This window comes from Arthrobacter zhangbolii, assembly GCF_022869865.1.
GTDB lineage: Bacteria > Actinomycetota > Actinomycetes > Actinomycetales > Micrococcaceae > Arthrobacter_B > Arthrobacter_B zhangbolii.
On sequence record NZ_CP094984.1, the window covers coordinates 2,459,878 to 2,486,379 of the forward strand.

Annotated in this window: 30 protein-coding genes and 1 other RNA gene; 11 read left to right on the plus strand and 20 right to left on the minus strand. The window is 64.6% G+C overall.

What is annotated here, in order from left to right; translation table 11 throughout:
• Positions 1-32: 32 nt before the first annotated feature.
• Both rsrA and MUK71_RS11400 read right to left on the minus strand, forming a co-directional pair.
• Complete coding sequence (rsrA, locus tag MUK71_RS11395; protein WP_227903416.1) at positions 33-293, minus strand: mycothiol system anti-sigma-R factor; 261 nt, start codon at positions 291-293, stop codon at positions 33-35.
• Positions 290-973: a sigma-70 family RNA polymerase sigma factor gene (locus MUK71_RS11400; RefSeq protein ID WP_227903418.1), complete on the minus strand. Its 684-nt coding sequence runs from the start codon at positions 971-973 to the stop codon at positions 290-292. The genes rsrA and MUK71_RS11400 overlap by 4 nt, the downstream gene beginning before the upstream one ends.
• Before the next feature lie 284 nt (positions 974-1,257).
• Here MUK71_RS11400 and MUK71_RS11405 point away from each other — a divergent pair, with 284 nt between their 5' ends.
• From MUK71_RS11405 to MUK71_RS11435, 7 genes are all read left to right on the plus strand, one after another.
• Positions 1,258-1,806, plus strand: a complete 549-nt coding sequence (locus MUK71_RS11405) for a DoxX family protein (protein WP_227929467.1) — start codon at positions 1,258-1,260, stop codon at positions 1,804-1,806.
• Between the two features lie 5 nt (positions 1,807-1,811).
• On the plus strand, positions 1,812-3,131 hold the full coding sequence (aroA, locus tag MUK71_RS11410; RefSeq protein WP_227929466.1) for a 3-phosphoshikimate 1-carboxyvinyltransferase: 1,320 nt from the start codon (positions 1,812-1,814) through the stop codon (positions 3,129-3,131).
• A gap of 1 nt (position 3,132) precedes the next feature.
• The gene (gene rsgA, locus MUK71_RS11415; protein ID WP_227929465.1) at positions 3,133-4,248 is read left to right on the plus strand and encodes a ribosome small subunit-dependent GTPase A; all 1,116 of its coding nucleotides are present in this window, start codon (positions 3,133-3,135) and stop codon (positions 4,246-4,248) included.
• Between the two features lie 95 nt (positions 4,249-4,343).
• Entirely contained in the window at positions 4,344-5,153 is an 810-nt protein-coding gene (hisN, locus tag MUK71_RS11420) for a histidinol-phosphatase (protein WP_227903430.1), read from the plus strand.
• A 2-nt stretch (positions 5,154-5,155) separates the two neighbouring features.
• A complete protein-coding gene (locus MUK71_RS11425) occupies positions 5,156-5,926 on the plus strand; it encodes a class I SAM-dependent methyltransferase (RefSeq protein WP_227929464.1) in 771 nt (256 codons plus the stop codon).
• Between the two features lie 151 nt (positions 5,927-6,077).
• A complete protein-coding gene (locus MUK71_RS11430) occupies positions 6,078-7,187 on the plus strand; it encodes a carboxylate-amine ligase (protein WP_227903432.1) in 1,110 nt (369 codons plus the stop codon).
• Between the two features lie 169 nt (positions 7,188-7,356).
• Entirely contained in the window at positions 7,357-8,457 is a 1,101-nt protein-coding gene (locus tag MUK71_RS11435; RefSeq protein WP_227929463.1) for a carboxylate-amine ligase, read from the plus strand.
• A gap of 7 nt (positions 8,458-8,464) precedes the next feature.
• Here MUK71_RS11435 and MUK71_RS11440 read toward each other — a convergent pair whose 3' ends face one another.
• On the minus strand, positions 8,465-10,168 hold the full coding sequence (locus MUK71_RS11440) for an alpha-glucosidase (protein ID WP_227929462.1): 1,704 nt from the start codon (positions 10,166-10,168) through the stop codon (positions 8,465-8,467).
• 216 nt (positions 10,169-10,384) lie between these two features.
• Between MUK71_RS11440 and MUK71_RS11445 the strand changes: the two genes are divergently transcribed.
• Both MUK71_RS11445 and MUK71_RS11450 read left to right on the plus strand, forming a co-directional pair.
• Complete coding sequence (locus MUK71_RS11445) at positions 10,385-10,885, plus strand: DUF1269 domain-containing protein (RefSeq protein WP_227903439.1); 501 nt, start codon at positions 10,385-10,387, stop codon at positions 10,883-10,885.
• A gap of 125 nt (positions 10,886-11,010) precedes the next feature.
• On the plus strand, positions 11,011-11,385 hold the full coding sequence (locus MUK71_RS11450; RefSeq protein ID WP_227929461.1) for a hypothetical protein: 375 nt from the start codon (positions 11,011-11,013) through the stop codon (positions 11,383-11,385).
• A gap of 134 nt (positions 11,386-11,519) precedes the next feature.
• Here the strand turns inward: MUK71_RS11450 and MUK71_RS11455 are convergent, their stop codons facing one another.
• From MUK71_RS11455 to MUK71_RS11500, 10 genes are all read right to left on the minus strand, one after another.
• Entirely contained in the window at positions 11,520-12,152 is a 633-nt protein-coding gene (locus MUK71_RS11455; RefSeq protein WP_227903442.1) for a uracil-DNA glycosylase family protein, read from the minus strand.
• A gap of 244 nt (positions 12,153-12,396) precedes the next feature.
• Positions 12,397-12,768: a transfer-messenger RNA gene (gene ssrA / locus MUK71_RS11460) on the minus strand.
• A 66-nt stretch (positions 12,769-12,834) separates the two neighbouring features.
• Positions 12,835-13,194: a hypothetical protein gene (locus MUK71_RS11465; RefSeq protein ID WP_227903443.1), complete on the minus strand. Its 360-nt coding sequence runs from the start codon at positions 13,192-13,194 to the stop codon at positions 12,835-12,837.
• On the minus strand, positions 13,191-13,664 hold the full coding sequence (smpB, locus tag MUK71_RS11470) for an SsrA-binding protein SmpB (protein ID WP_227903444.1): 474 nt from the start codon (positions 13,662-13,664) through the stop codon (positions 13,191-13,193). The genes MUK71_RS11465 and smpB overlap by 4 nt, the downstream gene beginning before the upstream one ends.
• A gap of 60 nt (positions 13,665-13,724) precedes the next feature.
• A complete protein-coding gene (locus MUK71_RS11475; RefSeq protein ID WP_227929460.1) occupies positions 13,725-15,128 on the minus strand; it encodes a M23 family metallopeptidase in 1,404 nt (467 codons plus the stop codon).
• A gap of 74 nt (positions 15,129-15,202) precedes the next feature.
• Positions 15,203-16,105: a permease-like cell division protein FtsX gene (gene ftsX, locus MUK71_RS11480; protein WP_227903447.1), complete on the minus strand. Its 903-nt coding sequence runs from the start codon at positions 16,103-16,105 to the stop codon at positions 15,203-15,205.
• Entirely contained in the window at positions 16,102-16,857 is a 756-nt protein-coding gene (gene ftsE / locus MUK71_RS11485) for a cell division ATP-binding protein FtsE (protein WP_227903449.1), read from the minus strand. Before ftsE ends, ftsX begins: the two co-directional genes overlap by 4 nt.
• Positions 16,858-17,044: 187 nt before the next feature.
• A complete protein-coding gene (gene prfB, locus MUK71_RS11490; RefSeq protein WP_227929459.1) occupies positions 17,045-18,163 on the minus strand; it encodes a peptide chain release factor 2 in 1,119 nt (372 codons plus the stop codon).
• Between the two features lie 163 nt (positions 18,164-18,326).
• A complete protein-coding gene (locus MUK71_RS11495; RefSeq protein WP_227929458.1) occupies positions 18,327-18,476 on the minus strand; it encodes a hypothetical protein in 150 nt (49 codons plus the stop codon).
• Entirely contained in the window at positions 18,473-19,537 is a 1,065-nt protein-coding gene (locus tag MUK71_RS11500; protein WP_227929457.1) for a glycosyltransferase family 2 protein, read from the minus strand. Before MUK71_RS11500 ends, MUK71_RS11495 begins: the two co-directional genes overlap by 4 nt.
• Positions 19,538-20,027: 490 nt before the next feature.
• Here MUK71_RS11500 and MUK71_RS11505 point away from each other — a divergent pair, with 490 nt between their 5' ends.
• Entirely contained in the window at positions 20,028-20,327 is a 300-nt protein-coding gene (locus tag MUK71_RS11505) for a hypothetical protein (RefSeq protein ID WP_227929456.1), read from the plus strand.
• A gap of 13 nt (positions 20,328-20,340) precedes the next feature.
• Here the strand turns inward: MUK71_RS11505 and MUK71_RS11510 are convergent, their stop codons facing one another.
• The 7 genes from MUK71_RS11510 to MUK71_RS11540 all read right to left on the minus strand — a co-directional run bounded on the left by MUK71_RS11510 (position 20,341) and on the right by MUK71_RS11540 (position 25,054).
• Positions 20,341-20,817: a pilus assembly protein TadG-related protein gene (locus tag MUK71_RS11510; RefSeq protein WP_227929455.1), complete on the minus strand. Its 477-nt coding sequence runs from the start codon at positions 20,815-20,817 to the stop codon at positions 20,341-20,343.
• Complete coding sequence (locus MUK71_RS11515; RefSeq protein ID WP_227929454.1) at positions 20,814-21,269, minus strand: hypothetical protein; 456 nt, start codon at positions 21,267-21,269, stop codon at positions 20,814-20,816. Before MUK71_RS11515 ends, MUK71_RS11510 begins: the two co-directional genes overlap by 4 nt.
• Positions 21,253-21,648: a TadE family protein gene (locus tag MUK71_RS11520; RefSeq protein WP_227929453.1), complete on the minus strand. Its 396-nt coding sequence runs from the start codon at positions 21,646-21,648 to the stop codon at positions 21,253-21,255. The genes MUK71_RS11515 and MUK71_RS11520 overlap by 17 nt, the downstream gene beginning before the upstream one ends.
• 35 nt (positions 21,649-21,683) lie before the next feature.
• The gene (locus tag MUK71_RS11525; RefSeq protein WP_227929535.1) at positions 21,684-21,878 is read right to left on the minus strand and encodes a hypothetical protein; all 195 of its coding nucleotides are present in this window, start codon (positions 21,876-21,878) and stop codon (positions 21,684-21,686) included.
• Positions 21,879-22,035: 157 nt separating this feature from the next.
• Complete coding sequence (locus MUK71_RS11530; protein WP_227929452.1) at positions 22,036-22,977, minus strand: type II secretion system F family protein; 942 nt, start codon at positions 22,975-22,977, stop codon at positions 22,036-22,038.
• Positions 22,974-23,831: a type II secretion system F family protein gene (locus MUK71_RS11535; protein WP_227929451.1), complete on the minus strand. Its 858-nt coding sequence runs from the start codon at positions 23,829-23,831 to the stop codon at positions 22,974-22,976. The genes MUK71_RS11530 and MUK71_RS11535 overlap by 4 nt, the downstream gene beginning before the upstream one ends.
• Positions 23,828-25,054 carry a TadA family conjugal transfer-associated ATPase gene (locus MUK71_RS11540; protein WP_227929450.1) on the minus strand — a complete coding sequence of 409 codons (1,227 nt, stop codon included), beginning with the start codon at positions 25,052-25,054 and terminating at the stop codon, positions 23,828-23,830. The genes MUK71_RS11535 and MUK71_RS11540 overlap by 4 nt, the downstream gene beginning before the upstream one ends.
• Before the next feature lie 406 nt (positions 25,055-25,460).
• On the opposite strand from MUK71_RS11540, the gene MUK71_RS11545 reads away from it, so the two are divergent.
• Entirely contained in the window at positions 25,461-26,345 is an 885-nt protein-coding gene (locus MUK71_RS11545) for a glycosyltransferase family 2 protein (RefSeq protein ID WP_227929449.1), read from the plus strand.
• The last annotated feature ends 157 nt before the right edge of the window (positions 26,346-26,502 follow it).

Below are 26,502 nucleotides of genomic sequence, written 5' to 3' on the forward strand. Positions count from 1 at the left end.
CCGGGGGTTCTTTTCTGTTGGACTGCGGCCGGCTAGTGGTCCGCGGTCTGGATCTGGCTGATGCGGTTAAGGATGCTGGCCTTCAGTGTTGCGGGGGCCGCTTCCGTGCACGAACGCTTGACCACCGACCGGATAACGCATTCCAGGTCGTGTTCCTGTGCGCACTCCGGGCAGCCTTCCAGATGCTCCTTGATCTCCACGAGATCCTCGTGGGACAGGGCACCGTCCAGGTATTCGTACAGCCGTTCAATGCGGGCGTCTTCGCAATCGCCCAGGCTCTGGCAATCGCTCATAGCTCATTCCCCTGTTTCTTGGTTGATGCGCCAACGGCTTCGGCTGCGGGCACCTTACCTTTGATTCCGCGCTCATGGGCGTATTCCGCCAGGAGCTCGCGGAGCAGCTTGCGCCCGCGGTGCAGCCGTGACATCACGGTGCCGATCGGCGTGTTCATGATTTCTGAAATTTCCTTGTACGCAAACCCCTCCACATCGGAGAAGTACACGGCCAGCCGGAATTCCTCCGGGATGGACTGCAGGGCGTCTTTGACGTCTGAGTCCGGCAGGTGGTCCAGGGCAACAGCCTCAGCCGAGCGTAGCCCGGTGGAGCTGTGTTCTGCTGCCCGTGCCAGCTGCCAGTCCTCAACACCGTCAGAATTGGCCTGCAGGGGCTCCCGCTGGCGCTTCCGGTAAAGATTGATGTAGGTGTTGGTCAGGATCCGGTACAGCCATGCCTTCAGGTTGGTACCCGGGCGGTACTGGTGAAAAGCGGAGAAAGCCTTGGTGTAGGCCTCCTGTACCAGGTCCTCCGCGTCCGAGGGGTTCCTTGCCATGCGCATGGCCGCCGAATAAAGCTGGTCCACATACTGCATGGCGTCCTGCTCAAAACGCAGCTTGCGTGCCTCGTCCGTTTCGGTGGCAACGTCGAGCTCGAAGTTTTCCACGTGGGGGCTGCCTTCCGGCGCGTCAGTTCTCATCACCTCCCAGTCTACGGTGCGGGCGGGCACCCGTAGGCGTAGCTTCGGCTCTCGGTCGGTCCGCGCCTGTCTCAGCGTGGCGGCTGGCACTATGCGTCTCCTGAAGGTTGATTGCCTTGCGATATATGTGCCAACGGTCTGGCGGGGCCCGGTATTCCCGCAGCCCGCCGCCCGGGAACAAAGGACCACCGGCTGTGCCCTGCACGGCGGAATGCCAGACTAAGGTGGAGGCAGCACCAAATGTTGTTCTTTCGCGTAATTTGTGGATTCACCAGGAGGCCTTTATGTCGATAGTCCGTTTGTTTGCCCGCCCGCTTCTCGCCACCGGCTTCGTTGCCGTGGGCGTGGAGCGCCTGAGGAACGTTGACCAGACGGCGGAGCAGCTGGCGCCGACCCTGAAGCGGATCGGAAGCACGGTGCCTTCCGCAGCTTCGCTGGCCGCCAATCCCACTATGGTTGCCCGCGTCCTCGGCTACACCCAGGTGGGAGCAGCATCCCTCCTCGGCATGGGCAAGATGAGCCGCCTCGCGTCGCTGCTGCTGGCAGGTACGGCCGCCCTGAACGCTGTGGTGGAGTACCGCAACGCCGATGCGTCCACCGCGCAGGAGCGCAAGGACCGGCGCTACCAGCTGCTCAAGAACCTCTCCCTGATCGGCGGCGTCCTGCTGTCCGCCGTGGATACGAATGGACGTCCCGGCCTGGCCTGGCGGGCCAACCACCTGGCAACGGACACCGGCCGGAAGACCCGGGCGGTCTCCAAGTCGGTGAAGAAGAGCACCCGCAAGCAGCTCGCCGCGGTTTCCAACGCCGCTTCGGACATCGTGGGTTCCTAGCAGTAATGAATGCTCCAAACGCCGGGGCGCCGGCACTGTGGCCGGCGCCCCTCGCCCCCTCCCCCGTCGACGCGGTCCTGTCCGTTCCCGGCTCCAAGTCCCTGACCAACCGTTACCTGGTTCTCGCTGCCCTGACGGAGGGCCGGTCCAGGCTGCGGGCTCCGCTTCATTCACGGGATTCGGAACTGATGGTCTCCGCCCTGCGGGCACTGGGCGCCACGGTCACCGAGGCTGAAGGAACCGGAGCTTTCGGTCCGGACCTGCTGATTGATCCGCCGCAGGCAGCCGCCTCCGCCGATCCGCGGCACGTGGACTGCGGGCTGGCCGGAACCGTGATGCGTTTCGTTCCGCCGCTGGCCGCCCTGCTCCGGGGCAGCACCTCCTTCGACGGTGACCCGCACGCCCGCACCCGGCCCATGTCAGCCATCATCGACGCACTGCGCACCCTGGGGGTGGGCATTGACGACGGCGGCACGGGCTCCCTGCCCTTCACCGTGTCCGGTTCGGGACAGGTGGCCGGCGGGAAGCTGGAGATCGATGCCGGCGCATCCTCGCAGTTCGTCTCCGCCCTGCTGCTGGCAGCGCCCCGCTTTGAACAGGGATTGCACCTGATCCACACCGGCAGTGTCCTGCCCAGCCCGGACCACATCGCCATGACTGTCTCGGTACTGCGCAGCGTCGGTGTCGAGGTGGATGATTCCGTACCCTTCCAGTGGCGGGTTGCCCCCGGCCCCGTGGCGGCCTTCGACGTCACCATTGAACCTGATCTTTCCAATGCCGGGCCGTTCCTGGGCGCCGCCCTGGTGACCGGCGGCACCGTCCGGGTGACCGGCTGGCCGGAGAAGACCGACCAGGTGGGCGATAAGTGGCGCAGCATCCTTCCGGCCCTGGGCGCCAGTGTTTCGCTCTCGGACGGGACCCTGACGGTCACCGGCACCGGCACCATCCACGGCGCGGAGCTCGCGGACACCAGCGAACTCGCGCCCACCGTCGCCGCGCTCCTTGCCCTGGCCGATTCGCCGTCGGTCCTCACCGGAATCGCGCACCTGCGCGGGCATGAAACTGACCGGCTCGCTGCGCTGGTCACTGAAATCAACCGGCTCGGCGGAGACGCCGAGGAAACCGCTGACGGGCTGCTGATCCGGCCGGCGGCCCTGCACGGCGGGACATGGGAAACCTATGCCGACCACCGGATGGCCACGGCAGGTGCGCTGATCGGCCTGGCGGTACCCGACGTCGTCGTCCGGGACATCGGCACCACGGCAAAAACCCTGCCGGAGTTCCCCGAGCTGTGGCAGCAGCTGACCGATTCGGCGGTGTCCTGACATGGCGCGCAGCACCTCCGGCTGGGACGAATCCGATGTCCGGGTCCGGCCGAACAAAAAGGGCTCCCGCCCACGGACCAAGGACCGGCCGGCGCATGAGGACGCCGTGATCGGCCGCATCATCACCGTGGACCGGGGACGGTACACGGCGGTTGTCGATGAGGACACTCCGCAGGAACGCACGGTAATCGCCGCCAGGGCACGGGAACTGCGCCGCACCCCGGTGGTGGCCGGAGACCGGGTGGCGCTGGTGGGCGACGTGTCCGGCGCCCCGGACACCCTGGCCCGGCTGGTGCGGGTAGAGGAACGCGACACCGTGCTGCGGCGCAGCGCCGACGATACCGATCCGGTGGAACGGGTGGTCGTGGCCAACGCGGACCAGCTGGTCATTGTGGTGGCAGCCGCCAACCCGGAGCCTCGCACCGGATTTATCGACCGCGCGCTCGTGGCGGCCTACGACGCCGGCATTTCCCCCGTCCTGTGCATCACCAAGGCGGACATCAGGGATCCTGCCGAGCTGCTGGCCAATTATGAGCACCTGGATATGGACGTCATCATCAGCCGCACCGCGGCCGCCGACGCCTCCGGCATCGATGCCCGTTCCGATGACGGCCTGTCTGCCCGGTTGCAGGGCACCGCCGTCGAGGCCCTGCATGAAGTGCTGAAGGGCAACGTCAGCGTATTGGTGGGCCCATCCGGCGTCGGCAAGTCAACGCTCGTCAACGCCCTGACCGGTTCCGCCCGTGCCACCGGCGGCGTCAACGCCGTGACCGGACGCGGCCGGCACACTTCCTCATCCGCCCTAGCACTGCGCCTGAGTGATTCCCCGGCGGGCAGCTGGATTATTGACACCCCCGGCATCCGGTCCTTCGGCCTGGCCCACGTGGATCCGGACCGCATCCTGCAGGCCTTCCCCGATCTGGAGCCCGGTACCGCCGGCTGCGAACGGGGATGCCGGCATGATGCGGCCGCCGTGGGCTGCGGGCTGGACCCGTGGGTGGAGGAAGGCCACGCCGGACCGGCCGGACCTGCCCGGCTGGCGTCGCTGCGACGGTTGCTGGTCACCGGCAGCCGGACCGAAAACAAATCCTCCGCCAAGGAGCTTGGCGAACAGTAGCGGCACGGGCTCCTGCCCGTCCCGTCCGCAGGACACTGCCCGGTTGCGGGCGTAATGCCGGGCAGTGCCCGCCGAATAAGGATAAGTTGAACAGTATGCCGTTCGTTCAGAACTACAACGATGACCTACGCCTGGCCCACGTCATGGCCGACTCCGTGGATGACCAGACCATGTCCCGGTACCGGGCCCTGGACCTGAAGATCGAGACCAAACCCGACTTCACGCCGGTCACCGACGCCGACAAGGCCGCCGAAGACGCCATCCGGGGCCAGCTCTCCCGCGCCCGCCCTCGGGATGCTGTCCTGGGCGAGGAATTCGGTTCCTCGGGCTCCGGCCCCCGACGCTGGATCATCGACCCGATCGACGGCACCAAGAACTTCATCCGCGGCGTGCCCGTCTGGGCAACCCTGATTGCCCTGGTGGACGACGGCGTTCCCGTTGTCGGGCTCGTCAGCGCCCCGGCGCTGGGCAAGCGGTGGTGGGCGGCCACCGGCACCGGAGCCTACATGGGCCGCTCCCTGGCTGCGGCCACCCGGCTGCACGTCTCGAACGTATCCAACCTGTCCGATGCGTCCCTCTCCTACTCCAGCCTGGGCGGCTGGAAGGACCGGGGAAACCTGGAGGAATTCCTGGACCTTACCGAGTCGGTGTGGCGCACCCGTGCCTACGGCGACTTCTGGTCCTACTGCATGGTGGCCGAGGGCGCCGTCGACATTGCCTGCGAGCCCGAGCTGAACCTTTATGACATGGCAGCCCTGGTGCCGATCGTGACCGAGGCCGGCGGGCGTTTCACGTCCTTGGACGGCGAGGACGGACCGTTCGGCGGGAACGCGCTGGCTACCAACGGGCTGCTGCACAGCGAAGTGCTCCAGCGCCTGAATCCCGACCTGGACGACCTGCTGTAACAGTGGGTACCACCGGACCACGGCTCGAGGCGCTGAGGCGCCGGCAGCTGGCCGACAGCTACCGGGAGGGCGGCGAGCACTACGACCGCATCCGCCCCGGTTACCCTGCCGAAGCCGTTCACTGGCTGGTTTCCCGTCCCGGTTCTCCGATCGTCCGGGACGTGGCGGATGTTGGCGCCGGCACCGGAAAGTACACCCGTGAGCTGCACGCCGCCGGGTTGAACGTCCATGCGGTGGACCCCTCAGCTGACATGCTGTCCCAGCTTTCCCGGTCGCTGCCCGGGGTACCCGCGGGCATCGGTACGGCAGAGCAGACCGGGCTGCCCGATTCCTGCGTGGACGCCGTCACCGTGGCCCAGGCCTGGCACTGGTGTGATCCCAAAGCCGCGAGCCGCGAGTTTGCGCGCATCCTGCGCCCGCACGGCGTCCTCGGCCTCGTCTGGAACCAGTTGGACGTCAGTGTGCCCTGGGTGCACCGCTATTCGCGCATCATCCACGCCGGTGATGTCATCCGCCCGGGCTTCCGGCCCGTCATCGGCCCGGAATTCGCCCTCGACGACTCCTCCACTGTGGCCTGGAACCAGCCGATGACCCCCGAAGACCTGTTCGAGCTGGCCAAATCCCGTGCGTTCTATCTTTCCGCCGGACCGGAGGCCCGCCTGCGGCTGGAGTCGAACCTGACCTGGTACCTCTACGAGCACCTTGGCCACCGGCCCGGTGACCGGCTGGACCTGCCGTACCTGACCCTGACCTGGCGGGCGCTGCGCGCCTGAAGTTCCCTCGCGGATGCCCCGATGGATTCGCCGCGGCCGCCCGGCGGACGCGGGCCGACGTGCCGCAGCGCCTGAACGTAGTGCTTTCCATCCGCCGCGCTACGTAGAATTGTCGGGGTCCGGCGTTTTCCTGGCGCAGGGAGATATTGAGATGGTCTCCACTTTCGGCATTGAAGAAGAGTTCCTGCTTATTGATCCGCTGACCGGGTTCCCTACCGGTTCGCCGCAGGTTATGCGCACGCTCAGGGCCGCTGTACGCCCCAACTTTCATTCCTCGGTGGAGCTGCTGGATGCGCAGGTGGAGAGTTCCACGCCTGTGTGCACCAGCAGGGAGGAAGCAATGGATTCCCTCCTGGCGTTCCGTTCCCTACTGGCATCGGCGTCATCAGCCGCAGGCGTACGGGTGGCTGCCACCGGCGCGGCTCCGCAGATTCCGGACACACCGGCCTCGCTGACCGCTACGGACCGTTACCGGAAAATGGGCCGGCTGACCGGCGGGATCGCCCACGAACAATACGTTAACGGCACCCACATCCACGTAGGCATACCGACCCGGGACGCCGGTGTCCGCGTGCTCAATGGGCTGCGGCCATGGCTGGCCCTGCTGGGCGCCGTTGCCGCCAACTCCCCCTTTTGGCGGGGACGGGACACCAGCTTCGCCAGCTGGAGGATGGTCCATTACCGGCGCTGGTCCGTGCAGGGCTGCCCTCCAATCTTTGCCGACGCCGCCGATTATGACCGGCGGCTGCAGGGCCTGCTGGAGACCGACGTGGTGCTCGACGCGGGCCACGTGGGCTGGGCGGCGAGGCTCTCGGAGAGCTACCCCACCGTGGAGGTCCGTATTGCCGACGCGCAGCTGGAGGCCGGCGACTCCGTACTGCTGGCAACCCTGGTCCGCGGACTGGTCAGCTCCCTGGCGGCAGCCGGGGCGGCGCCCCGCCCGCCGGACCCGGAACTGCTCGACGCCGGGCTGTGGCAGGCTGCGCGCTTCGGGCTAGGGGCGAATCTGGTCTCCCACCCCGGCGGCAGCGTCCCGGCAGCCAGCCGTCTGGCGGCACTCCTGGATTTCGTGGCCCCCGCCCTGGAGGAGGCAGGAGATACCGAGTTCGTCGCCGCCGGAATCCACCGCGTCCTGGGCGGACACGCCGGCTCGGCCGCCGGGTCTGGAACCGGTGCCGAACGGCAGCGGAGGGCTGTCCGGCAGGGCGGCGAGCCGGCCCTGGCCGAGCTCTTCACCCGCTCCCTGGTGCTCGAACCCTGAGGAACCCGCCCCGCCGCGTGGCTCCTGCACCAGGAGCGCAGGCCGGACAGTGCCGCTTCACGCTGCAGATGCGGATTTTCTGCTGGAGCCCGGCGGAACTACTCTCGGGGAGGAACAAAAACTGCGGTGCCGGTTGGGGCCCGGCTCGAAAACCCACGGGAGAACACACATGGCGACATTGGGCATCGAAGAGGAATACCTTCTCCTTGATCCATCCACCGGGCTGCCGGTGCATAAGGCTGCCGAGGTCGAAGCCTTCCTTCACCGTTCGCCCCGGATCACCGAGGGCGAAATACAGCGGGAACTGCTGAGCTGTCAGCTGGAAACCGCCACACCCGTGTCTGCCACCCTCACGGAGGCCGAAGAGTACCTGCTCAATTTCCGCACCCAGCTGGAGGCCGGGGCCCGCAAGGCGGGCGTCATCGCAGCCGGTACTGCCAGCGCGCCGCGCATCGAGGAGCACTATCCGGAGCTGACGGACAAGGACCGCTACCGTGACCTGCAGGCCAGTGCCCCGGGAATCGTCGGAGACCAGTTCGTCAACGGACTGCACGTCCATGTGTCCGTCCCGGACCGTGAAACCGGCGTGCAGGCCCTGAACCGGATCCGCGAGTGGCTGCCCGCCATCATCGCCCTCAGCACCAACTCGCCGTTCTGGCTGGACCGGGACAGCGGCTTCGGCAGCTGGCGGGTGGTGCACTACCGCCGCTGGCCGGTACAGGGCTGCGCTCCCGTCTTCCGTGACGCGGCGGATTACGAGCGCCGGATCCAGCGGCTCGTGGACTCCGGCGCCATCATTGACCGTGGCGTACTGACCTGGATGGCCAGGCTCTCGGACAGCTATCCCACTCTGGAGGTGCGCGCCGGGGATGCCCAGCTCCAGGCACGCGACAGTGTCCTGCTCGGCGGCATCATCCGCGGACTGATCAGTACCGCAGTGGCCGAGGCCCGCGCCGGCGTGCCGTACTCAACTCCGGACGATGAGCTGCTCGACGCCGCCATGTGGCAGGCGGCGCGGGACGGTCTCACCGGAGATCTGGTGGACCCGCTCTCCGCCCGGCTCGTCCCCGCACGGGAACGCGTGCAGGCGCTGATGGCGTTCATAGCCGGGGCCCTGGAGCAGGAGGGGGATACCCAGTGGGTGAAGGCCGGCCTGGCCGGGCTGTGGGAGAAAGGCACCGGCGCGCAGCGCCAGCGCCGTGCGATGCAGGAAGGCGGCATGCCCGGGCTGTTGGAGCTTTATTCGTCGACGCTTACGGGTGAGCTGTAGCGTCTCCTCATCCGCCGGGGTAAATGGACACGTCCAGGATCCTCGCTTCCCACGGACGCAGCAGACGGTGGTCCCCCGGGGTGATGTAGTTACCCAGGACCAGGTCACCTGACTCCAGGTTGGCGGGCACACCGAGCTCTGCCCCGGAGACATTGCCCAGGACGAGAAGTGCCTGGTCGCCGCGCGTGCGTTTGAAGGCAAACAGCGTCGGGTGTGCCGGGTCGAGCATGTGGAAGTCCCCCAGGGATACCAGCTCCGACTCGTGCCGCAGCCGGATAAGCCGCTGGTAATAGCGAAAAACGGACTTTTCCGCGGCCCGGTCAGCCTCCACGCTGGTTTCGGGAAATCCCTTTCCCAGCGGAATCCACGGCTCAACCGTGCTGAATCCGGCGTGGGGCCCGGAGGTCCACTGCATGGGGGTGCGGGCGTTGTCCCGGCTCATCCGGCGCAGGGACTCCAGCACGGCTTCCTGATCCATCCCCAGCCGAAGTGCCTCGGCGTAGTGGTTTAGCGACTCCACGTCCCGATACTGGCCGATCGAGGTGAACCCGGCGCTCGGCATACCGATCTCTTCACCCTGATAGACGTACGGCGTGCCGCGCTGCAGATGCAGCAGGGTCGCCCACAGCGTGGCGGATTCGTACCGGTACTCTTCCTCATCGCCGAAACGTGAAACTATCCGGGGCTGGTCGTGGTTGCTCAGGTAGAGACTGTTCCACCCGGTTTCCGCCAGTCCCCGCTGCCAGCGGTTCCAGCTGGTCTTCAGGTCGGCGAGCTCCAGGCCCTTGTAGTCGAACTTCCCGCCCGGCCCCTGGTCCAGGCTGACGTGCTCAAATTGGAAGACCATGTCCAGCTCATGCCGCCTCCTGTCCGTATACAGGCGCGCCTGCTCCACCGTTGCGCCGGGGGTCTCACCCACCGTTAGGTACTCGCCCTGGCGTTCGCTGAAGACCCGGTGGTGCATCTCCTGCAGGAACTCGTGGATCCGCGGACCGTTGACGTAGTGCGGGCTTCCGTCGCCCCAGACACCCCCTGCTTCAGAGACTCCGTCCGGCAAGGCGGGATCCTTCGAGATGAAGTTGATGACGTCCATGCGGAAGCCGTCTACGCCTTTGTCCAGCCACCAGTTCATCATCTCGTAGACACGCTCCCGCACCCTGGAGACTTCCCAGTTCAGGTCCGGCTGCTGCGGAGTAAACAGATGCAGGTAGTACTGCCTGGTGCGTTGATCGAAAGTCCATGCCGATCCGCCGAACATGGATCCCCAGTTGTTCGGCTCGGCGCCGGGTTCCCCCGCGGTGAAGCCCGGCCGGGGATCCCGCCACCAATAGCTGTCCCGCCGGGGTGAGCTGCGGGAGGACCTGGACTCCAAAAAGGCGGGATACTCACTGGAGGTATGGTTTACCACCAGGTCCATAATCAGTTTGATCCCCCGCCCGTGCAGGCCCTCCAACAGTTCGTCCAACTGCTCGTTGGTGCCGAACAGCTCGTCCACCCGGCGATAGTCGCTGATGTCATAGCCGTTGTCGAACTGCGGCGACTGGTGGATCGGGGACAACCAGAGGACATCAATGCCCAGATCCTGCAGGTGATCGAGGTGTTCAATGATCCCGCCGATGTCGCCGATACCGTCGCCGGTCGAATCCGCAAAACTGCGGGGATAGATTTGGTAGACCACTGCGTTGGCCCACCACGGGGTACGGGGTTCCATGGCAGGCCGTCCTTTCCCAGTCCCTGGCCTCAGGGTTTCCCTGCATGCTACGTCTGCGGACGCCGCCGGCACAGGCCTTCGGCAACTTCCCGGCCAAGCTGCCCGGTCATAGCCGTTTGCCTTGTACGCCGCCCATGCACACCGATAACGTTGGCGCTGCCGGCGGGTCCCTTGTACGGACACCTTCGTCGAACTCAACCGTTTGGAGTAACTGCCATGGCAACACTGACCGTTTGGAAATTCTCTGACGCCGGGGCTGCGGAACGCGCCACGGAAACCCTCGCCAGCCTGCAGTCCCAGGGGCTGATCAATGTCCAGGATGAAGCAATCGTCACCTGGCCCGAAGACAAGAAAAAGCCCAAGACCATCCAGGAGCATCATCTGGTGGGAGCCGGAGCCCTGGGCGGCGGCTTCTGGGGGCTGCTGTTCGGCCTGATTTTCTTTGTACCGCTGATCGGGGCCGCGGTTGGTGCAGCAGTGGGCGCGCTTTCCGCGTCCATGGTGGACGTCGGGATCAACGACGACTTCATCAAGCAGGTGCGTCAGGAAGTGACTCCGGGCTCCTCGGCCCTGTTCGTCCTGTCCACCGACGCGGTCGAGGACCGGGTAGCCGAAGCGTTCAAGGACTACCAGGGTGCCAAGCTGATCTACACCAACCTCTCCAAGGAGCAGGAAGCGAACCTTCGCGAGGCTTTCTTTGAGGCAACGCCTGCCTAGGCAGGCCCGCAACGCCTGATCACAATAGCGGGACGCCGGCCGGATGGCCGCCGTCCCGCTATTGCCGTTCCAGGGTATTCCTGCCCTGAAACGGATGAAGGCCCGTACGCCGTATCGTTTAACTGATGATTACTCGACGCCAAGCCGCACAAATACTTGATATTCCGCTTGAAATGGCCATCCGCCACGGTATCCCGCCACGGATGGAGGACGCCGAGCTGGCCCGGCTCCAGGCCGATCCTCCCGGGTGGCTACTCCAGTCACGGGCCAACCGCACCGGGAAACGCCCGGTATGGGTCGAGCTTTCCTGCACCGTGTGCGGTTACACCGAAACGGCGCGGCCGAAGAAGTGGTGGCCGGAGTTCACCTTCCTGGCGTGCGAGGACCACAGCGTCCGCGAACTGCCCGCCCTGCCCGACGGCGCGGTGCGCAGCGAGTACCCCGGCGTAGGCTCCCGGTTTATTGGCGTGGTGGACTCCGCCGTAAGCCCCGCGGACTGAAGATCCCTCGGCCCTGCCGGCGGAAGCAGGCCCGCCCGATGGAGCCGGGCCGGCTCCCTGAAGGCAGGCCCGCCCGATGGAGCCGTGCCGGCCGATGGAGCCGGACCGGCCCCCGGCGAGGTGCCGTGCCGCGGCTAGCGGGTAGCGCTAAGTCCGGTTCGTGCCATCGCGTCAGTGTAGGCGGCCTTCATATCGTCAAGGGCCTCCTGCTGGCGCTCCGCTGTGGCACCGAAGGAACGTCCCGAGAGTGAGCGGGCCTTGTAGACCTTGAAGCTCCGGCGGTAGATCATCCGGTTTTCGGTCTTCAGGAAGGCCGCGGCCAGACGCTGCGCCTCAGTACCGTGTGCCACGATCACCGAAGCACGCGGCACCAGGGCAAGGAAGCGAAGCAGCGGCCGAAGCCCTTCCTGCACCTGCTCCTTGGTCAGCTTGCCATTGGGCTCGCCGGGCACATGCCAGGGATAGGTGTTCCACGGCATCACAAACTCGGGGCGGAGCCCGGCCTGCCAATGGACACCCAGAAGCCGCGTCATGGCGTCGTTGTCCCCCGCCGTGATAAACCCGGACTCGTGCGCTTCGCCGATGTTGGAAAAAAGACTGACAATCCGGCATTCACCGATGTCATGCATGGGGTCCACATAGGGGACCTGGCTGCCCGGCTTGATTTCGGCCAGTGCGTCGCAAAGCTGGTTCACTTCCGCAACATTGGGGTCGTACCGTCGGTTCCAGAGGTCGTCATGCTGGGATTCAACTGCCGGGCTTTGCATAGAGTGGTGCGTCTCCTACGAGGTCTTCCGACCGGTTATATCGCCCGCTCCGGTGGGGGCCGGCGCGGGTAGTGCTTCAGTGCAAGTTTAGCAACGTGTCCCGCACGTCCCGGCGGCGGAGCCCGGACTTACGGCCTAAACAAGCGTGGGTGTGAGAAACAACTCCGCCCCGGTCCGATGACCGTCGGCCTTTAAACCACAAGACGGGACGTGTCCGTGGACACGTCCCGTCTTGTGCGGAACACAGTGGAGATGGGGGGAATCGAACCCCCGTCCGATGTCGCTTTGTCAGGGCTTCTCCGGGCGCAGTCTGCATCGGATTTTCTCGGTCCCAGCCATCACGCAAACAAGTGGCTGATCCGGACCCAGCCGTCTAAAAGTCCCGAACACCCCAACGGCGAAGGTGTTCAGCAGTGGCCCTCTAAATGACGCCAGGCACCGGGGCGAGAGCATCCCCGGGCTGACGGACTATGCCTTACTGCTTAGGCAGCAAGAGCGAAGTCAGTGCGCTTTGATTCGGCACTTATTGGTTTACAGAGATCGTTAACGAGATAACCCTGTATCCTCGGCCCGCTTCCCCTGTCTCAACAAAACATCGTCGAAACCGGTCATCCCCTTATTGAGTTGCCAATCCGGCCGGAGCCGGAACACCCATTGTAGCCCATGCGCCGCAGGCCCGGGTTTAGAGGGTGAAGCCCAGTATTACTACCGGCGCCTGCCAGGCGATAAGAAGAATCCAGGAGACCAGGACAAACAGCACGGAGAGGATGCTCAGCGCCGTCATTCCAGGTGCTTTGCGCCGGAAGGCCCAGGCAAAAAGCGCTATGTTGGCTCCCACCAGCACCGGAGCCAGCCAGACCAGTACCGTTGCCAGGTAGAGATAAAAAGCGAGGAAAAACGGCACTACCACAAGGATCACTACGGGCAGCACGGCAAGGACAATCAGCAGATCAACGGCCGCCACCACCCAGGTCCAAGCCGGCTTCCGGACGCTTACCTCTTCGGCGGCATCGGGCTGCGCTTCCCAGAACGTGCCGCTCATGCGCCGCGGTTCTTCTCCCGCATGGCCCGAAGTGCCTCACGGTTGTCCTGCTTTTCCCGCAGTGTCTGGCGCTTGTCATACTCACGCTTACCGCGCGCCACGGCAATCTCCACTTTGGCCCGCCCGTCAACGAAGTAGAGCTGGAGCGGGACGATGGTGAAGCCTGATTCGCTGGTCTTCCGCATGATTTTTTCGAGCTGTTCGCGGTGCAGCAGCAGCTTCCGCCGGCGGCGGGCCGCGTGGTTGGTCCAGCTGCCATTCAGGTATTCGGGAATGTAGGCGGCTTCAAGCCAGAGTTCATTGTTGTAGAACGTGGCAAAGCCGTCCACCAGTGAAGCCCTGCCCTCGCGCAGCGATTTCACCTCGGTTCCCATCAGGACCATACCGGCCTCATAGGTGTCCAGGATTTCGTAATCGTGCCGGGCCTTGCGATTGGTGGCCACTACCTTCCGGCCACTTTCCTTAGGCACGGGGCAACTCCTTAGTGATTCAGCGTCAGCTGGTCTTTGAGCGAAAGTTCTATTGTAGGCCTACAACAGACCCATCGGGTCAACCAGGTTGCCGTTCAGGACCGTCTCGAAGTGCAGGTGACAGCCGGTGGAGTTACCGGTGCTGCCGACGTAACCGATCAGCTGGCCCTGGTTCACCCACTGTCCCCCACGGACGGCGAAGCCGTTGAGGTGGTAGTAGTTCGTGGCCAGGACGTTGCCGCCCACCACACCGTGGTTCAGGACAATGCGGTTTCCCGTGCCGATCATCTCGCCGCCGCCCTGGTCCGCCCGCCAGACTTCGCCGGCGGCCGCAGCGTAGACCGGCGTGTTGCAGGCAGGGGCGAAGTCGATGCCCGAGTGCAGGTACCCGCCGTTGCCAAAGAAGTCGATGGATCCGGGAGGCGTGGCACGCCACCCGTAGCCGGAGGATACGGGTGCACTGACTACCGGGTAACGCAGTCCGAAGGAGGACGGGCTGGAGGGCTGCGGCACGGTTTGGACGGGAGGGGCCGGCCGGTTGTTTCGGGCGGCCTCTTCGGCTGCTGCCCGGTTGGCAGCGTCAATACGCGCCTGCTCACGCTTGCGGTGCTCCTCGAGCAGTATCCGCTGCCGTTCGGCAATGTCCGCAGTGACCTGCGCGCTTTCCTTTTCCAAGGTGGCCATCTGCGCCTGCAGCTTCGGCTTCTGCGCTTCGAGTTCCTTGTTCATGGCAGTGGTCTCGGCGATGAGGCTGTCCACTTTGGCTTTCTCGGCGGCAGCGGCATCGCGGGCTGCCTGTTCGGCCTTCAGTGCTTCTTCGGCCTGGGCCTTCAGCTTGTTGATTTCCTCCGCAACGGCGGCCAGCCGCGCTTCGGAGTTGAGGTTGTTCGCGTTCTGCTGGGAGAGCTTCTCCACCGCTGCATTCTGACCCTTGAGCGCCTGTTCGGCCATGCCCAGGGAATCCGTCAGGCTGTCCGCACCCTTGGCGCCAAACATCAGCGACAGGGTGGAGGGAACGCCGCCGTTCTTATAGGCCTGGGAGGCTATCTGGCCGATGGCCTTCTCGGTGGCCGCAATCTCCTCACGGTCCTTTTCAATCTGGCCCATGATGGTCTCGTGCGTGTTCTGCGCCAGGGCCACCCGGTCATTGAGCGCGCCGACCTTGTCTGCGGCGGTGTTCACCCGGCCCTCAGCATCAGCCAGCTGCTGCTGTGCTGCCGGCAGCTGCCCGTTGTAAATGTTCAGCTTGGCCACGGTCTCGGCAATGTCCTCACCCAGATACTCGTAGTTCTGCTGGACCTGCTGCTTTTCCGCCTCGATGGCTTCAAGCCGGTTATCCAGTTCGTCAGCGCTGGCAGTACTGGTGAAGGCTATTGAAAGCGTCATGGTCAGGAGCACAACAACACCCGCGACCGCCCGTGATGCATGGGCGCGTCGGGACCGCTTGGACACGGCATTATCCATTGATGAGACTCTCCATGATGTTCAGCTTTCTCTTCCGGGTGCCGATGTACTGCTCATGAGTACTGCTCATGACTCTAAACCTTCAGGTAACGACGCAGCGTCAACAGCGAGGATACGCCCGCCAATAGTGCTCCGAGAACAAGTAAGACGGGTGTTAGATACAGAACCTGTTCCGAGGAGATAAAGGCTGTGGTGGGGTACTGCCTGGCCAGCGCACCAATAAAGAAGTGTGCAGTGCTCCACAATGCCACAGAAGCGAGGATTGCGCCGATAACGGCGGCAATGACGCCTTCCAGGACGAAGGGCAGCTGGATGACGGCCTTGGAGGCTCCCACCAGGCGCATGATTCCCGTTTCCCGCCGGCGGCTGAAGGCCGAGAGCCGGATAGTCGTTGCTATCAGCAGGATGGCGCAGATCAGCATCACCGCCGCCACGCCCAGGGCTGCCACGGACGCCAGGTTCAGATAAGTGAACATCTTCTCGAAGAGTTCCCGCTGGTCGCTGACTGATTCCACACCCGGCTTGGAGGAAAACGCTTCGTTGATGACCTCATACTTTTCCGGGTCCACCAGGCTCACCCGGAAGGACTCGGGCAGCATTTCCGCCGTAATGCTGTCCACAATGGGCGAATTCGCAAACTGTTCACGGAAATGCGTCAGCGCAGTTTCCTGGTCTTCGTACTCCACGCTTTCCACATACCGGTCCGCCCGCAGGTCTGCCTCGACGGCGTCGCGCTGCTCATCGGTAACCGCCCCCGCGGCGCAGGAGGCTGAGGTGTCATTGTCGGTGCACAGGTACACCGCCACCTGCACCCGGTCATACCAGTAGCCCTTCATCTGCCCGATCTGCAGCTGCAGCAATCCGGCAGCACCCACGAAGGTCAGGGACACAAAGGTTACGAGGATAACCGAAACCACCATGGACAGATTCCGGCGCAGGCCCGAACCGATTTCGCCAAGGACAAATGCAAGCCTCATTCGGATACCCCGCTTTCCTGGCGGCCGGGCGCATCCGGCTGCGGCTCCGGATCCTGTTCGGCCCCGGGCTCGCCCAGGTAGATGCCTTCGCGTTCGTCGCGGATGATCTGGCCGTTGCGCAGTTCCACCACGCGCTTGCGCATGGCATTAACGATGTCGTCGTCATGGGTGGCCATAACCACCGTGGTGCCGTTCTGGTTGACCCGGTCCAGCACCTTCATGATTCCCAGCGACGTGGTCGGGTCAAGGTTGCCGGTGGGCTCGTCCGCGAGGAGGATTCCGGGCTTGTTGACAATGGCGCGGGCGATGGCCACACGCTGCTGCTCGCCGCCGGAAAGCTCATGCGGCATGCGGTTGTCCTTACCCTCCAGCCCCACGGTTTTCAGGACCTCGGGAACGGAGTCACGGATGACGGCACGGCTGCGTCCGATCACCTGCATGGCGAAGGCAACGTTGGCGAAAACCGTTTTGTTGGGCAGCAGGCGGAAGTCCTGGAAAACCACGCCGATTCCGCGGCGCAGCCGGGGAACCCGCCAGCTGGGGATCTTCGCGACATTCGCCCCGGCAACGTAGACCGTCCCCTTGGTGGCGTGCTCTTCCTTCATGATCAGGCGGATAAAAGTGGATTTACCCGATCCCGAGGCGCCTACGAGGAAAACGAACTCTCCCCGGTCCACGTCAAGGCTGACTGAGTTGAGCGCAGGCCGGGACTTCCGGTCATACAGCTTGGTGACATTGTCGAATGTGATCATGACTACTTAGTGCCCATGAAGCGGCCGGAGACACGGGCCTTGGTTCGGGGTATGGGCACCGGCTCCTCGACTATAGCCAGCTTGCCGGACAATGGGCCAGAACCGGCCGGCGCGTGTCGGAACCGGCGGGCGGCACGACGGCGGTCCTGCCGGCGCGACGCACTGTCCGGCTGCCGTATCCGCCGGGTTATTTGCGGGCCGAGACACTGCCGTTGGCGCGCCAACGGATACCGGCGTCAATGAAGTCGTCAATCTCGCCGTCGAACACGGCAGACGTGTTGCCCACTTCGTGTTCGGTGCGCAGGTCCTTGACCATCTGGTAGGGGTTGAGCACATAGGAGCGCATCTGGTCGCCCCAGGAGGCTTTGACGTCGCCGGCGAATGCCTTCTTCTCCGCGTCCTCCTGCTCCTTCTTCAACAGCAGCAGCCGGGACTGCAGCACCCGCATGGCGGCGGCACGGTTCTGCAGCTGCGATTTTTCGTTCTGCATGGAAACCACGGTGCCGGTGGGAAGGTGGGTCAGGCGGACGGCGGAGTCTGTGGTGTTAACGGACTGGCCGCCGGGGCCGGAGGACCGGAAGACGTCCACGCGGATCTCGTTGTCCGGGATCTCGATGTGGTCGGTGGGTTCGATCAGCGGAATCACCTCGACGGCGGCGAACGAAGTCTGGCGGCGCCCCTGGTTATCGAACGGGCTGATCCGCACCAGCCGGTGTGTGCCGGCCTCCACCACGAGGGTGCCGAATGCGTAAGGGGCCTTGACTTCGAAGGTGGCCGATTTCAATCCCGCCTCTTCAGCGTAGGACGTGTCCAGGACGGTGGTGGGGTAACCGTGGCGTTCGGCCCAGCGCAGGTACATCCGCAGCAGCATTTCGGCGAAGTCCGCAGCGTCCACTCCCCCGGCGCCGGAACGGATCGTCACAACCGCCTCGCGGGCGTCGTACTCACCGGAGAGCAGGGTGACCACCTCGAGCTGGGACAGTGACTTGCGCAGCGATTCCAGCTCGGTCACCGCCTCAGCCTTCGACTCGGCGTCCGCCTCATCCTGGGCCAGCTCCACCAGGACCTCAAGGTCATCGATGCGGGACTCGATCTTCTCCAGGCGTTCCAGCTCCGACTGGCGGTGCGACAGCTTGGAGGTGATCTTCTGCGCCTCGGCCGGGTCGTCCCAGAGATCGGGCACGCCGGCCATTTCGCTGAGCTCTTCGATGTCCTCTTTGATCTTTGCCACATCCGAGACCTCTTTAATGGAGGCGAAAGTGGAGCGGAGGGCGCGGATTTCTGCGGGAAAATCTATTTCTGCCATGGTGCTTACAGCCTACGCCATGTCCCTGCGCCGCTGCCCGTCGTCGTCGTCGTTGCCGTCGTCCCACCGCGGCTGGGGCCAGGGTCCGGCCCGCGAGGCAGCAGAGCAGCGGAAGGCTTCGCAGGTTTTCGCTGCCGGGACACGGCCTTTGCCTAGGGCCTGCCTAGGGCCGGTTGGAAGAATTCTTCTTCAGCAGTGTGAAAAGACCTACTGCAACGAATATCCCGCCCAGGATAAACAGGACTATCGAGCCTATCTCCAGTACGGCTGCCGCGATGCCGGCAACCTTGGACGCCAGGATTACCCCTTTCATGCTTCCACGCCCTCTGCCTTGTACTGCGCCGCCCACAAGTCACGATCTTTGCGGGTGATCTTTTTGCGGAGGATTTCTCCCCAGGAAGCGAGAATCCATCCGCCGCGTATGCAGGCCAGGAGCTCAATAGGGATTATCAACACGACGATAAGGATGTCCCACTTGTCCTTATACGGGACGCGAAGGGCCGTCTTGAGGTTGATGGCCATAAACAGGATGGGCACGAGCAGTCCCCACCAAGCCAATGTCAGGGCATCCAGATACAGCGCCAGCGAAATTACCATCACCCATAGCGCCCGGATTGCAGGTCCGAGCAGATTGAGCATCTGGCTAAACCAATCCCTGATGGTCAGATGGTTGACTCCGAAGCGAAGCAGATCCTGAAGGGTACCTGTCTGCCACTTCATGCGCTGCCCCCACAGGGACTTCAGGTTCTTCATCCCGTCGGTGTATGCCCTGATGGTGGTGGATACGTAGGTCTTGTACCCCGCTTCCCGGAGCCGGTAGGTCAGCTCGTAGTCCTCCACGGCACTTTCGTAGGACCACGGCCCTTCCCTGTCGTCCCTGGCGGCAATCTCCCTCAGCGCCCTGCCGGAGAACGCAGACCCGGCGCCTGCCAGGACATTGGTCCAACCATGATTCAGCCCCTGTTGGATGTTGTAGGCGTATTCGGATTTCTGCAGCCTGCACCACAAACCGGGCTGCCGGATGGTGAATTTGGAAGTCGATCCTCCGAAGAGACGCTTCCATGATTCCTTCTCCCAGTCTTCGATGGCATTGGGGACAAGTACAGTGTCTGCGTCCATGGACACGACAAGGTCGGAGTCACGGCCATAGAGATTCCATCCCCTGTTCATGGCCTCGGACTTGCGGTGCTCCAGGCGGGGCAGATCCATAACGATTACCGGGTACTTTTTTGCTACCTCGACCGTTTGATCAGTGCATCCATTGGCGATAATGATTATCTGGTCCGGCTGCCGGGTCTGCGCAAGCAGGGATTCAATGGTTTGCCCTATTGTTTGCTCCTCATTGTGCGCCGGCACTAATACCGTGACCTCCATTTCTCCTCCTTCCTGGGCAGAGTGCCGGGAACATCGCCGTGCCCGCCGGGGTCCAATCCGCGCACGCGGATCAGATCCTGGTCCCGGCCCGCTGCCATCCCCACGGCATGCACTGGCGGGCCCCCGGTAACGCACGGGATGGACCGGATATGCCGCCCGTCCCGCGAGAATCGGGCGGCCGGTTTGTGGCTACGGCGTAAGGCTAAGGAGCGCGGGAAGGCCTTGACGAGGGTATTGCGGGGGTCGGATGCAAAGTCGGGTATGCCACCCGCGGCGCCGGGGGCAGAGACTCAGTAAAGGCGGGCGTCCCCCGGTATCTTCCGGCGGCCGGGCAGCACTGGAGCAGCCGGGCCTCACCCGCCGCTGCGATGGAGATTCCGTCCGGCACCGGCCGCCTGACGCGCCGCGGCAGTGCACGGATGTGTCGGCGGGGAGGGTTACATTAACCAATGACGGAGAAAGAACACACGCCCTGATGAAGGAGCCTGTCTTGACCGAACGGAATCCGCACCCCCATCCCGAACGCGGCCGCCTCTACACCCTCGACGAACTCAACGACCTGGCTGAGCAGGGGGATCCCTGGGCCATGGGCAAAGTGGACGAATGGGACCGCGACTTCTCCAACGACTATGCCGTGAAGATGTTCGACAAGTGCCCCGACAGCAACTGCGAGTACTACGGTGAGCCCGTCAATATCTGCTACGGCGAGGACGGGCAGGTCCTGGACATCGACCACGGCGGCTGGGACCACGGACCGGCGCAGGACATGGCGCAGAAAAAGGCGTCATAGCCACTGCGGGCGTTTACTGAACCAGCCGTGCCCGGGCCTCGCTGACGGCCGTTATTTGAATACCCTCCGGGACCAGGAAATTGACAATCGGCGGGTGCACCCGTGCAGCCAGGACAATTCGGGCCGTCCGGCCGTCCGCCGTACCGGTGTCCTCCGCCACCACGAGGTCATTGAAACGGGACTCGGCCCCCGTTACCTGAAGGTAGTTTCGTGCCGCAGCGCGCACCGCGCCTGCGTCCAGTGCCGCCGCCGGGCCGTCCCCGGCGTCGGACTGGCCCAAGGTGAACGTATCCGCGGCTGCCACAGCTGCTCCGTCGGCTGCCGACAGCAGCTTCTTCTGTCCGATGTACACCGAAGATGCCGCCATCACAACGGTCACGGTGAGCAGGGCCAACAGGGTGTAGCCGATGATCAGCACGCCTACCTGGCCGCTTTCGTGCCCCTCGCTGCCACCGGCGGGACCGCCGTCGCTCCCGGAGCCCGGCCTCATCCGAAACGCTCCACGACCTGCGTGGATTCCGAGTCCACCACTACCGGTGAGTCCCCTGCCCAGGGAAGTCCGGGCAGGGGAACATCAACGCTCACCCGGACGGTCACGAGGGTGCCCGGCGCCAGGCAGTCGGCAGGGCAGCTGATGACCATGTCCATGGTTCCGGCCGGCAATCCGAAGTCATCCAGGGCAAGCTGTGCAGCCTCCGTGGCGCGGCGTTCCGCCGTCGCCGCGTCCGGCGCCGTGGCATAGACCTTGGCGGCCGCATCCGCTGCTCCCACGGCAGCAAAAGAGGCACCCTGGATCTGACCCACCGTAATAACCAGATAGACCACCGGAACAAGCAGCAGCAGGCCCAGGAAAATGAATTCGACGACGGCGCTTCCGGTTTCGTCCTGCTCCTGCCGGGTCCCGCCGCAGGTGTCCGGTCCGCCCTCAGCGCCAGGCCGCATGCCCCGCCACCTCAATCCCGCCGTCGGGACCGATCAGGCCGATCACCGGCAGCGGTGCCCGGACGGTGATCTCGAGCAGGCGGGCGTCCCCTGCAGTCTGCTCGGCGCTGGTGATGTCCCCGGCGTATTCCGCCCCGAGGCTGGCATGGATCAGCTCGGAGGTCCGCCGGATACCGTCCTCCGGAGAACGGTCCGCCAGCGTCCCGTAGCGGGCCCCCGTTGCAGCGGCGTCAATGAGCGTGTTGCGCACGTGCAGTACCAGTGCCAGCTGGATCACCGCCATAAAGACCAGGCTGACAAGCGCCCCCACCAGCACAAAGTCCACCACTGCCGACCCGCGCTCCGTCGCGCCGGCAGGCAGCCGTGCGGAACGGAGCACCCTGGTCCGGGCGTCCGCAGGACGGCGTCCCCGCGCTATGGCTTCACCTGTTCCATGGCCGTCCTGAAGAGCTGCTCCAGTGCGGGCTCGGCGATGAACAGCAGCCCGGCCACCAGGATGGCGGACATCAGGGTGATCATGACCCACCCGGGCACGTCGCCGCGCTCCCTGTCCAAAGGCCGGGCCGAAGCCCGAACCTGACGGACGAGCCGGTAGCACCAGCCTGCCAGAACGGCGGCGGCTGCTTTCCAGCTGTCCGCTGTTTTCCAGCCTCGCTCCCCGCCCGTTTCGGTCCTCCGGTGCCTGCTGCCGTTCCTGGTATTCATGGTTTCCCTTTCCGTCGTAGCCATGTCTTGGATGTCCGGACACCGTTATGCCCGCTGCCCGTCACAGCCCCAGCCTCAACAGCGCCATGCCGGGAAATACGGCAAACAGGACCGTCAGGGGAAGGATGCCGAAAACCACCGGCACCATCATGGCGATTTCCTTTTTTCCTGCCGTTTCCATCAGCTCGCGTTTGGCCGCGTCCCGGACATCCTGGGCCTGGGCCCGCATCACGTCTGCCAGAGGTGTCCCGCGTTCCACAGCCACGCTGACCCCGTCCACAAAACGCGTCAGCGGCGCCAGCCGGATCCGGTCGGACAGCTCCTCCAACGCGGCAGTCAGCGGTGTTCCCGCCCGTGTCTGTGCCAGTACCCTGCGAAACTCCCCGGCCAGTTCTCCCTGCGCCGCTGCTGAGACACGTTCCAGTGACCCCACGGCGTTCTCCCCCGCTCCGACCGCGAGCGCCATCATTTCGGCAAGACTGGGAAACTCGGCCAGGATGCGGGCATTGCGGCGCTTTATTTGGTGGGTCAACAGATAATCCCGCAGGAGGAAGCCCGCTGCGGCGCAGGCAAGAATCCCCAGGACTACAGCCGGCACGCCGATGCGTCCGCTGCCGGCCAGGAACGCCGTCGCCGTCCCTCCCATCAGGAGCCCGCCACCGGCACAGAGCACCTGCTCCACCCGGAAATCCAGGACGGTTTTCGTCCCGCCGGCCTGCTGCAGCCGGACGGCGAGCGATCTGTTCCCGGGAGACAGCCGGGCCAGCCGGCGTCCGGCGTCTCGCAGTACCGGACGCAGGATGCGTTCCAGCGGGCCGAAGGGCGTGAGGTCCGGCGTTGAAGGGTCCAGCAGCCTCGACGCCGGGCTGACCGAGCGTAGTTGGGGCGCCACGCGCTCTGCGAATGTGGTGCTGCGCAACGGCGGCAACCGGTGCAGCACCAGGAGCAGGCTGATGCCCACCATGGCACCTGCCAGCATCGCCATCGACGTCAGGCCGGTCACCGGAGGACCCTCACGTCTTCCGGAAGGGCACCGATCCGAAGCATCAGCCGGTAGCAGAGCACTGATATCCCGATGCCTGCCGCCAGGACACCGGCGCCCGCGGCGGTGTTGTACGCTGCCGCGGTTTCCGGCCGGGCTGCCAGAAGCAGCAGCACCACCCAGGGTGCAGCGGCTGAGAGCCGCGCCGCGTTGACGGTCCAGGATTGCCGTGCCAGCAGCTCGCTTCGGGTACGGGCGTTCTCCCGCAGGAAACCGGCCAGCGTGCCCAGCAGGCGGCCCAGGTCTGTTCCGCCCACCTGCCGGGTAATCCGCAGAGCTTCGATAATCCGGTCCGCGACGGGATCCGAGAGCCTGTTCTTCAGCCGGGTCAGCGAATCCTCGAAGTCACCGCCGGACCGGTAGTCCGACGCGAACGAGGAGAAGTACCCCCGCAGTTCATCCGGCCCGTTGTCCGCCAACTGGATCAGCGCATCGGGGAGCGGGAGTCCGGCCCGGATCGCCGAACGCAGGTGGTCAACGACGTCGGGCCAGAGCTCGGCAAGCGACGCCCTCCGCCGGGTGGCCTGCATCCGCACCAGGGCATAGGGAAGGGCAGCACCGAAGATACCGAAGCACGCGGCGATGGGCACTGAGAGCGTCAGGCCGTAGACCAGGAGGAGAGCAGAGAAGCCGGTGACGGCACAGGTCACCAGCAATCCGCCGACACCGACGCGGTCAATTCCCGCCTGTCGCAGCAGGTCTTCCAGGAACCCGGTGCGGCGGCGTCCGGGTCCCGGGCGGGCCGGTGACACCCAGCATGACTGCCACAGCAGCAGCAGACCAAGCCCCAGACAGAGTCCGGCGGCGGCGCTCACTGTCCGCTCCCCAAGAGTGCAGCGACGTTGACTCCTGCCCGCGCGAACTTCTCCGCAGCAGGCATGGAGGACGCGGTGACGGCCAGCTGACCCTCGGACCGGGCAAAAACGGAAGATGACTCGATGAGGCCGTTTTCGACCCGGCGCCCCAGGGCCAGGATTTCGGTCACTTCCCGTTGCCCGGATGGGGTCCTTTCGCAATGGACCACCAGGTCAATGCAGGAGGCCACCGTCGGGACCACGAATGCACTCGAAATATTGCTTCCCGCCAGCAGCGGAAGAGTGCACAGCTTGGTCACTGCATCCCTGGCACTGTTGGCGTGTACGGTACACATCCCGGGCAGCCCTGCGTTCAGGGCAATCAGCATGTCCAGGCTTTCCGCTTCACGGACCTCCCCCACAATCAGGCGGTCCGGCCGCATGCGCAGCGCTTCCTTGACCAGGCGCCGCAGCGGAATCTCGCCCTGCCCCTCCAGGTTCGCCTGCCGGCACTGCAGACCCACAACATCACGCAGCGGCAGCTGCAGTTCGAAGATCTCCTCAACGGTCACCACCCGTTCGCGGGCACCAATGGCGGCGCCAAGGCAGTTGAGCATGGTGGTCTTGCCCGCCTGTGTGGCACCCGACACCAGGATATTCAGGCCGACACCCACAGCAGCGTCCAGGAACCGGGCCGCGGGGGCGGACAGCGTGCCCAGTTCCACCAGGTGCTCCAGGCGGCGTGCGCGGGCCACGAACTTTCGGATGTTGACGGCCCAATGGCGCCGGGTGACATCAGGTATGGCCACGTGCAGGCGGGACCCGTCCGGCAGTGCAGCATCCACAAACGGCGAGGACAGGTCCAGCCGGCGACCGGAGGATTTCAGCATCCGCTCCACCAGGACCCGTACCTGTTCCGGTGTCAGTGTCAGCGAGGTCAGTTCCGAGCGGCCGTCCCGCGCCAGGTAGACCTCTGAGGGAGAGTTGATCCAGACTTCCTCGACCGTCGGATCATCCAGCAGCGGCTGGAGAACGCCGAATCCGGCGACGGCGTCGAACACCTGCCGGCGCACCGATTCGGGCCGTCCCAGCGGCGGCAGCGATCCGAGCAGCGAGCGTTCGTCGTAATCCGACACTGCCGCGTCCACCAGGCGGCGGACCTCCCCCACCTGTTCCTGCGGATCCAGGCCGCGCACGCGGATGAGTTCGCGTACCTCGTCCTCCACGATCCGTAGCGCATCCATCCGTATCCCCCGTATTCACCCGGGCGGCAGCACCCGGCATGAGACTGGCGGCCCCGGTTTGCGGGCCACGGGCGACAGAGTAGGGGCCGGATGGCGGAGAAGCGAGAGTGGTGGTCAGGCGTTGTGGATAAGTAGTGGCCCGAGCATCCGTCGGGGCGCCTTCAGGGTTCAGCTCCACCGTCCACGGGAACGGTTGAGCAGATGATGTCACGGAAGCGTCGGATAGTCCCGCCGAGTGTAGACGGCAGGCTGCGGCGTCCCTGTATCCCAAGGACGCGCCTCGCGGTGGAGCAATCTATACGCCTGTTGACGGTTCTGCACTATAGGCCTTCCTCCCAGCATTCCGAAGCGCCCAGAATCAGTGGGACGGTCGTCCGCTGAACCCGTTGATTGGAGAACCAGGTCCATGGAGAAAATCGACGTATTACTCCCCTACTACGGCGACGTGGAATTCATGAAGATTGCAACTGCGAGCGTGCTCGCCCAAAGCTACGACCACTGGCGGTTGCTGGTCCTGGACGACGCCTATGCCGACGATGAACCTGCACGCTGGTTTGCAGGCCAGACGGACCCCCGCATCACCTATCTCCGTAACAGTGAGAACCTGGGCGCCAGCGGGAACTTTCGAAAAGCCCTCAGCATGGCGCAGGCTCCCCTGACCGTGATGATGGGTGCCGACGACGTAATGCTGCCGGGTTATTTGCAGCGGGTCGCAGAGATACTCGATGCCTACCCGCAGGTTGCGGTGGCGCAACCTCGCGTGCAGGTCATTGACGAATACGGATATCCAATACTTCCGCTGACAGACCGGATCAAACGGTTTATCTCGCCAAAACCTGCTCCTGAGGTGGTTATCGGAGGGGAAGACATGGCTGCAAGCCTGCTCCACGGAGGCTGGCACTACTTTCCGTCATTGGCTTGGCGGACTGCGGAGATGCAGCGTTACGGATTTAGACCCGGGTACGACGTTGTTCAGGATCTGGCGCTCCTATTGGACATCGCGGCCGGAGGGGGTTCCATGGTGCTATTTGATGACACCGTCTTCCAGTACCGACGCCACTCGAGGTCAGATTCTTCCGTGAGGGCGGGAGATGGTCGCCGTTTCGAAGAAGAGAGGAGGTTCTTTTGCGCGGAGGCTGAACGTTTCCGGACGCTCGGATGGCAACGTGCTGCGCGGGCCGCCCATCTGCACTGGACCTCCCGTCTCCATGCCCTCAGTCTGCTTCTTCGCACGGCACGCAGTGCCGATTGGGGAGCTGCCGGACTTCTCTGGCGCCACGTAGTCCGGTAAGCACCTAAACCAGACGAGTGGTCTCGCCATTTTCTCCGTGAAACCTCGCCACGGTACGCAGTGGAAACGGCGGCTACATATTCACGGGCGGCAACTTCATGGGAAACCAGTTCATTTCGGCGTCCGAATATTTTCCATCCACCATCAATAGCCTCTG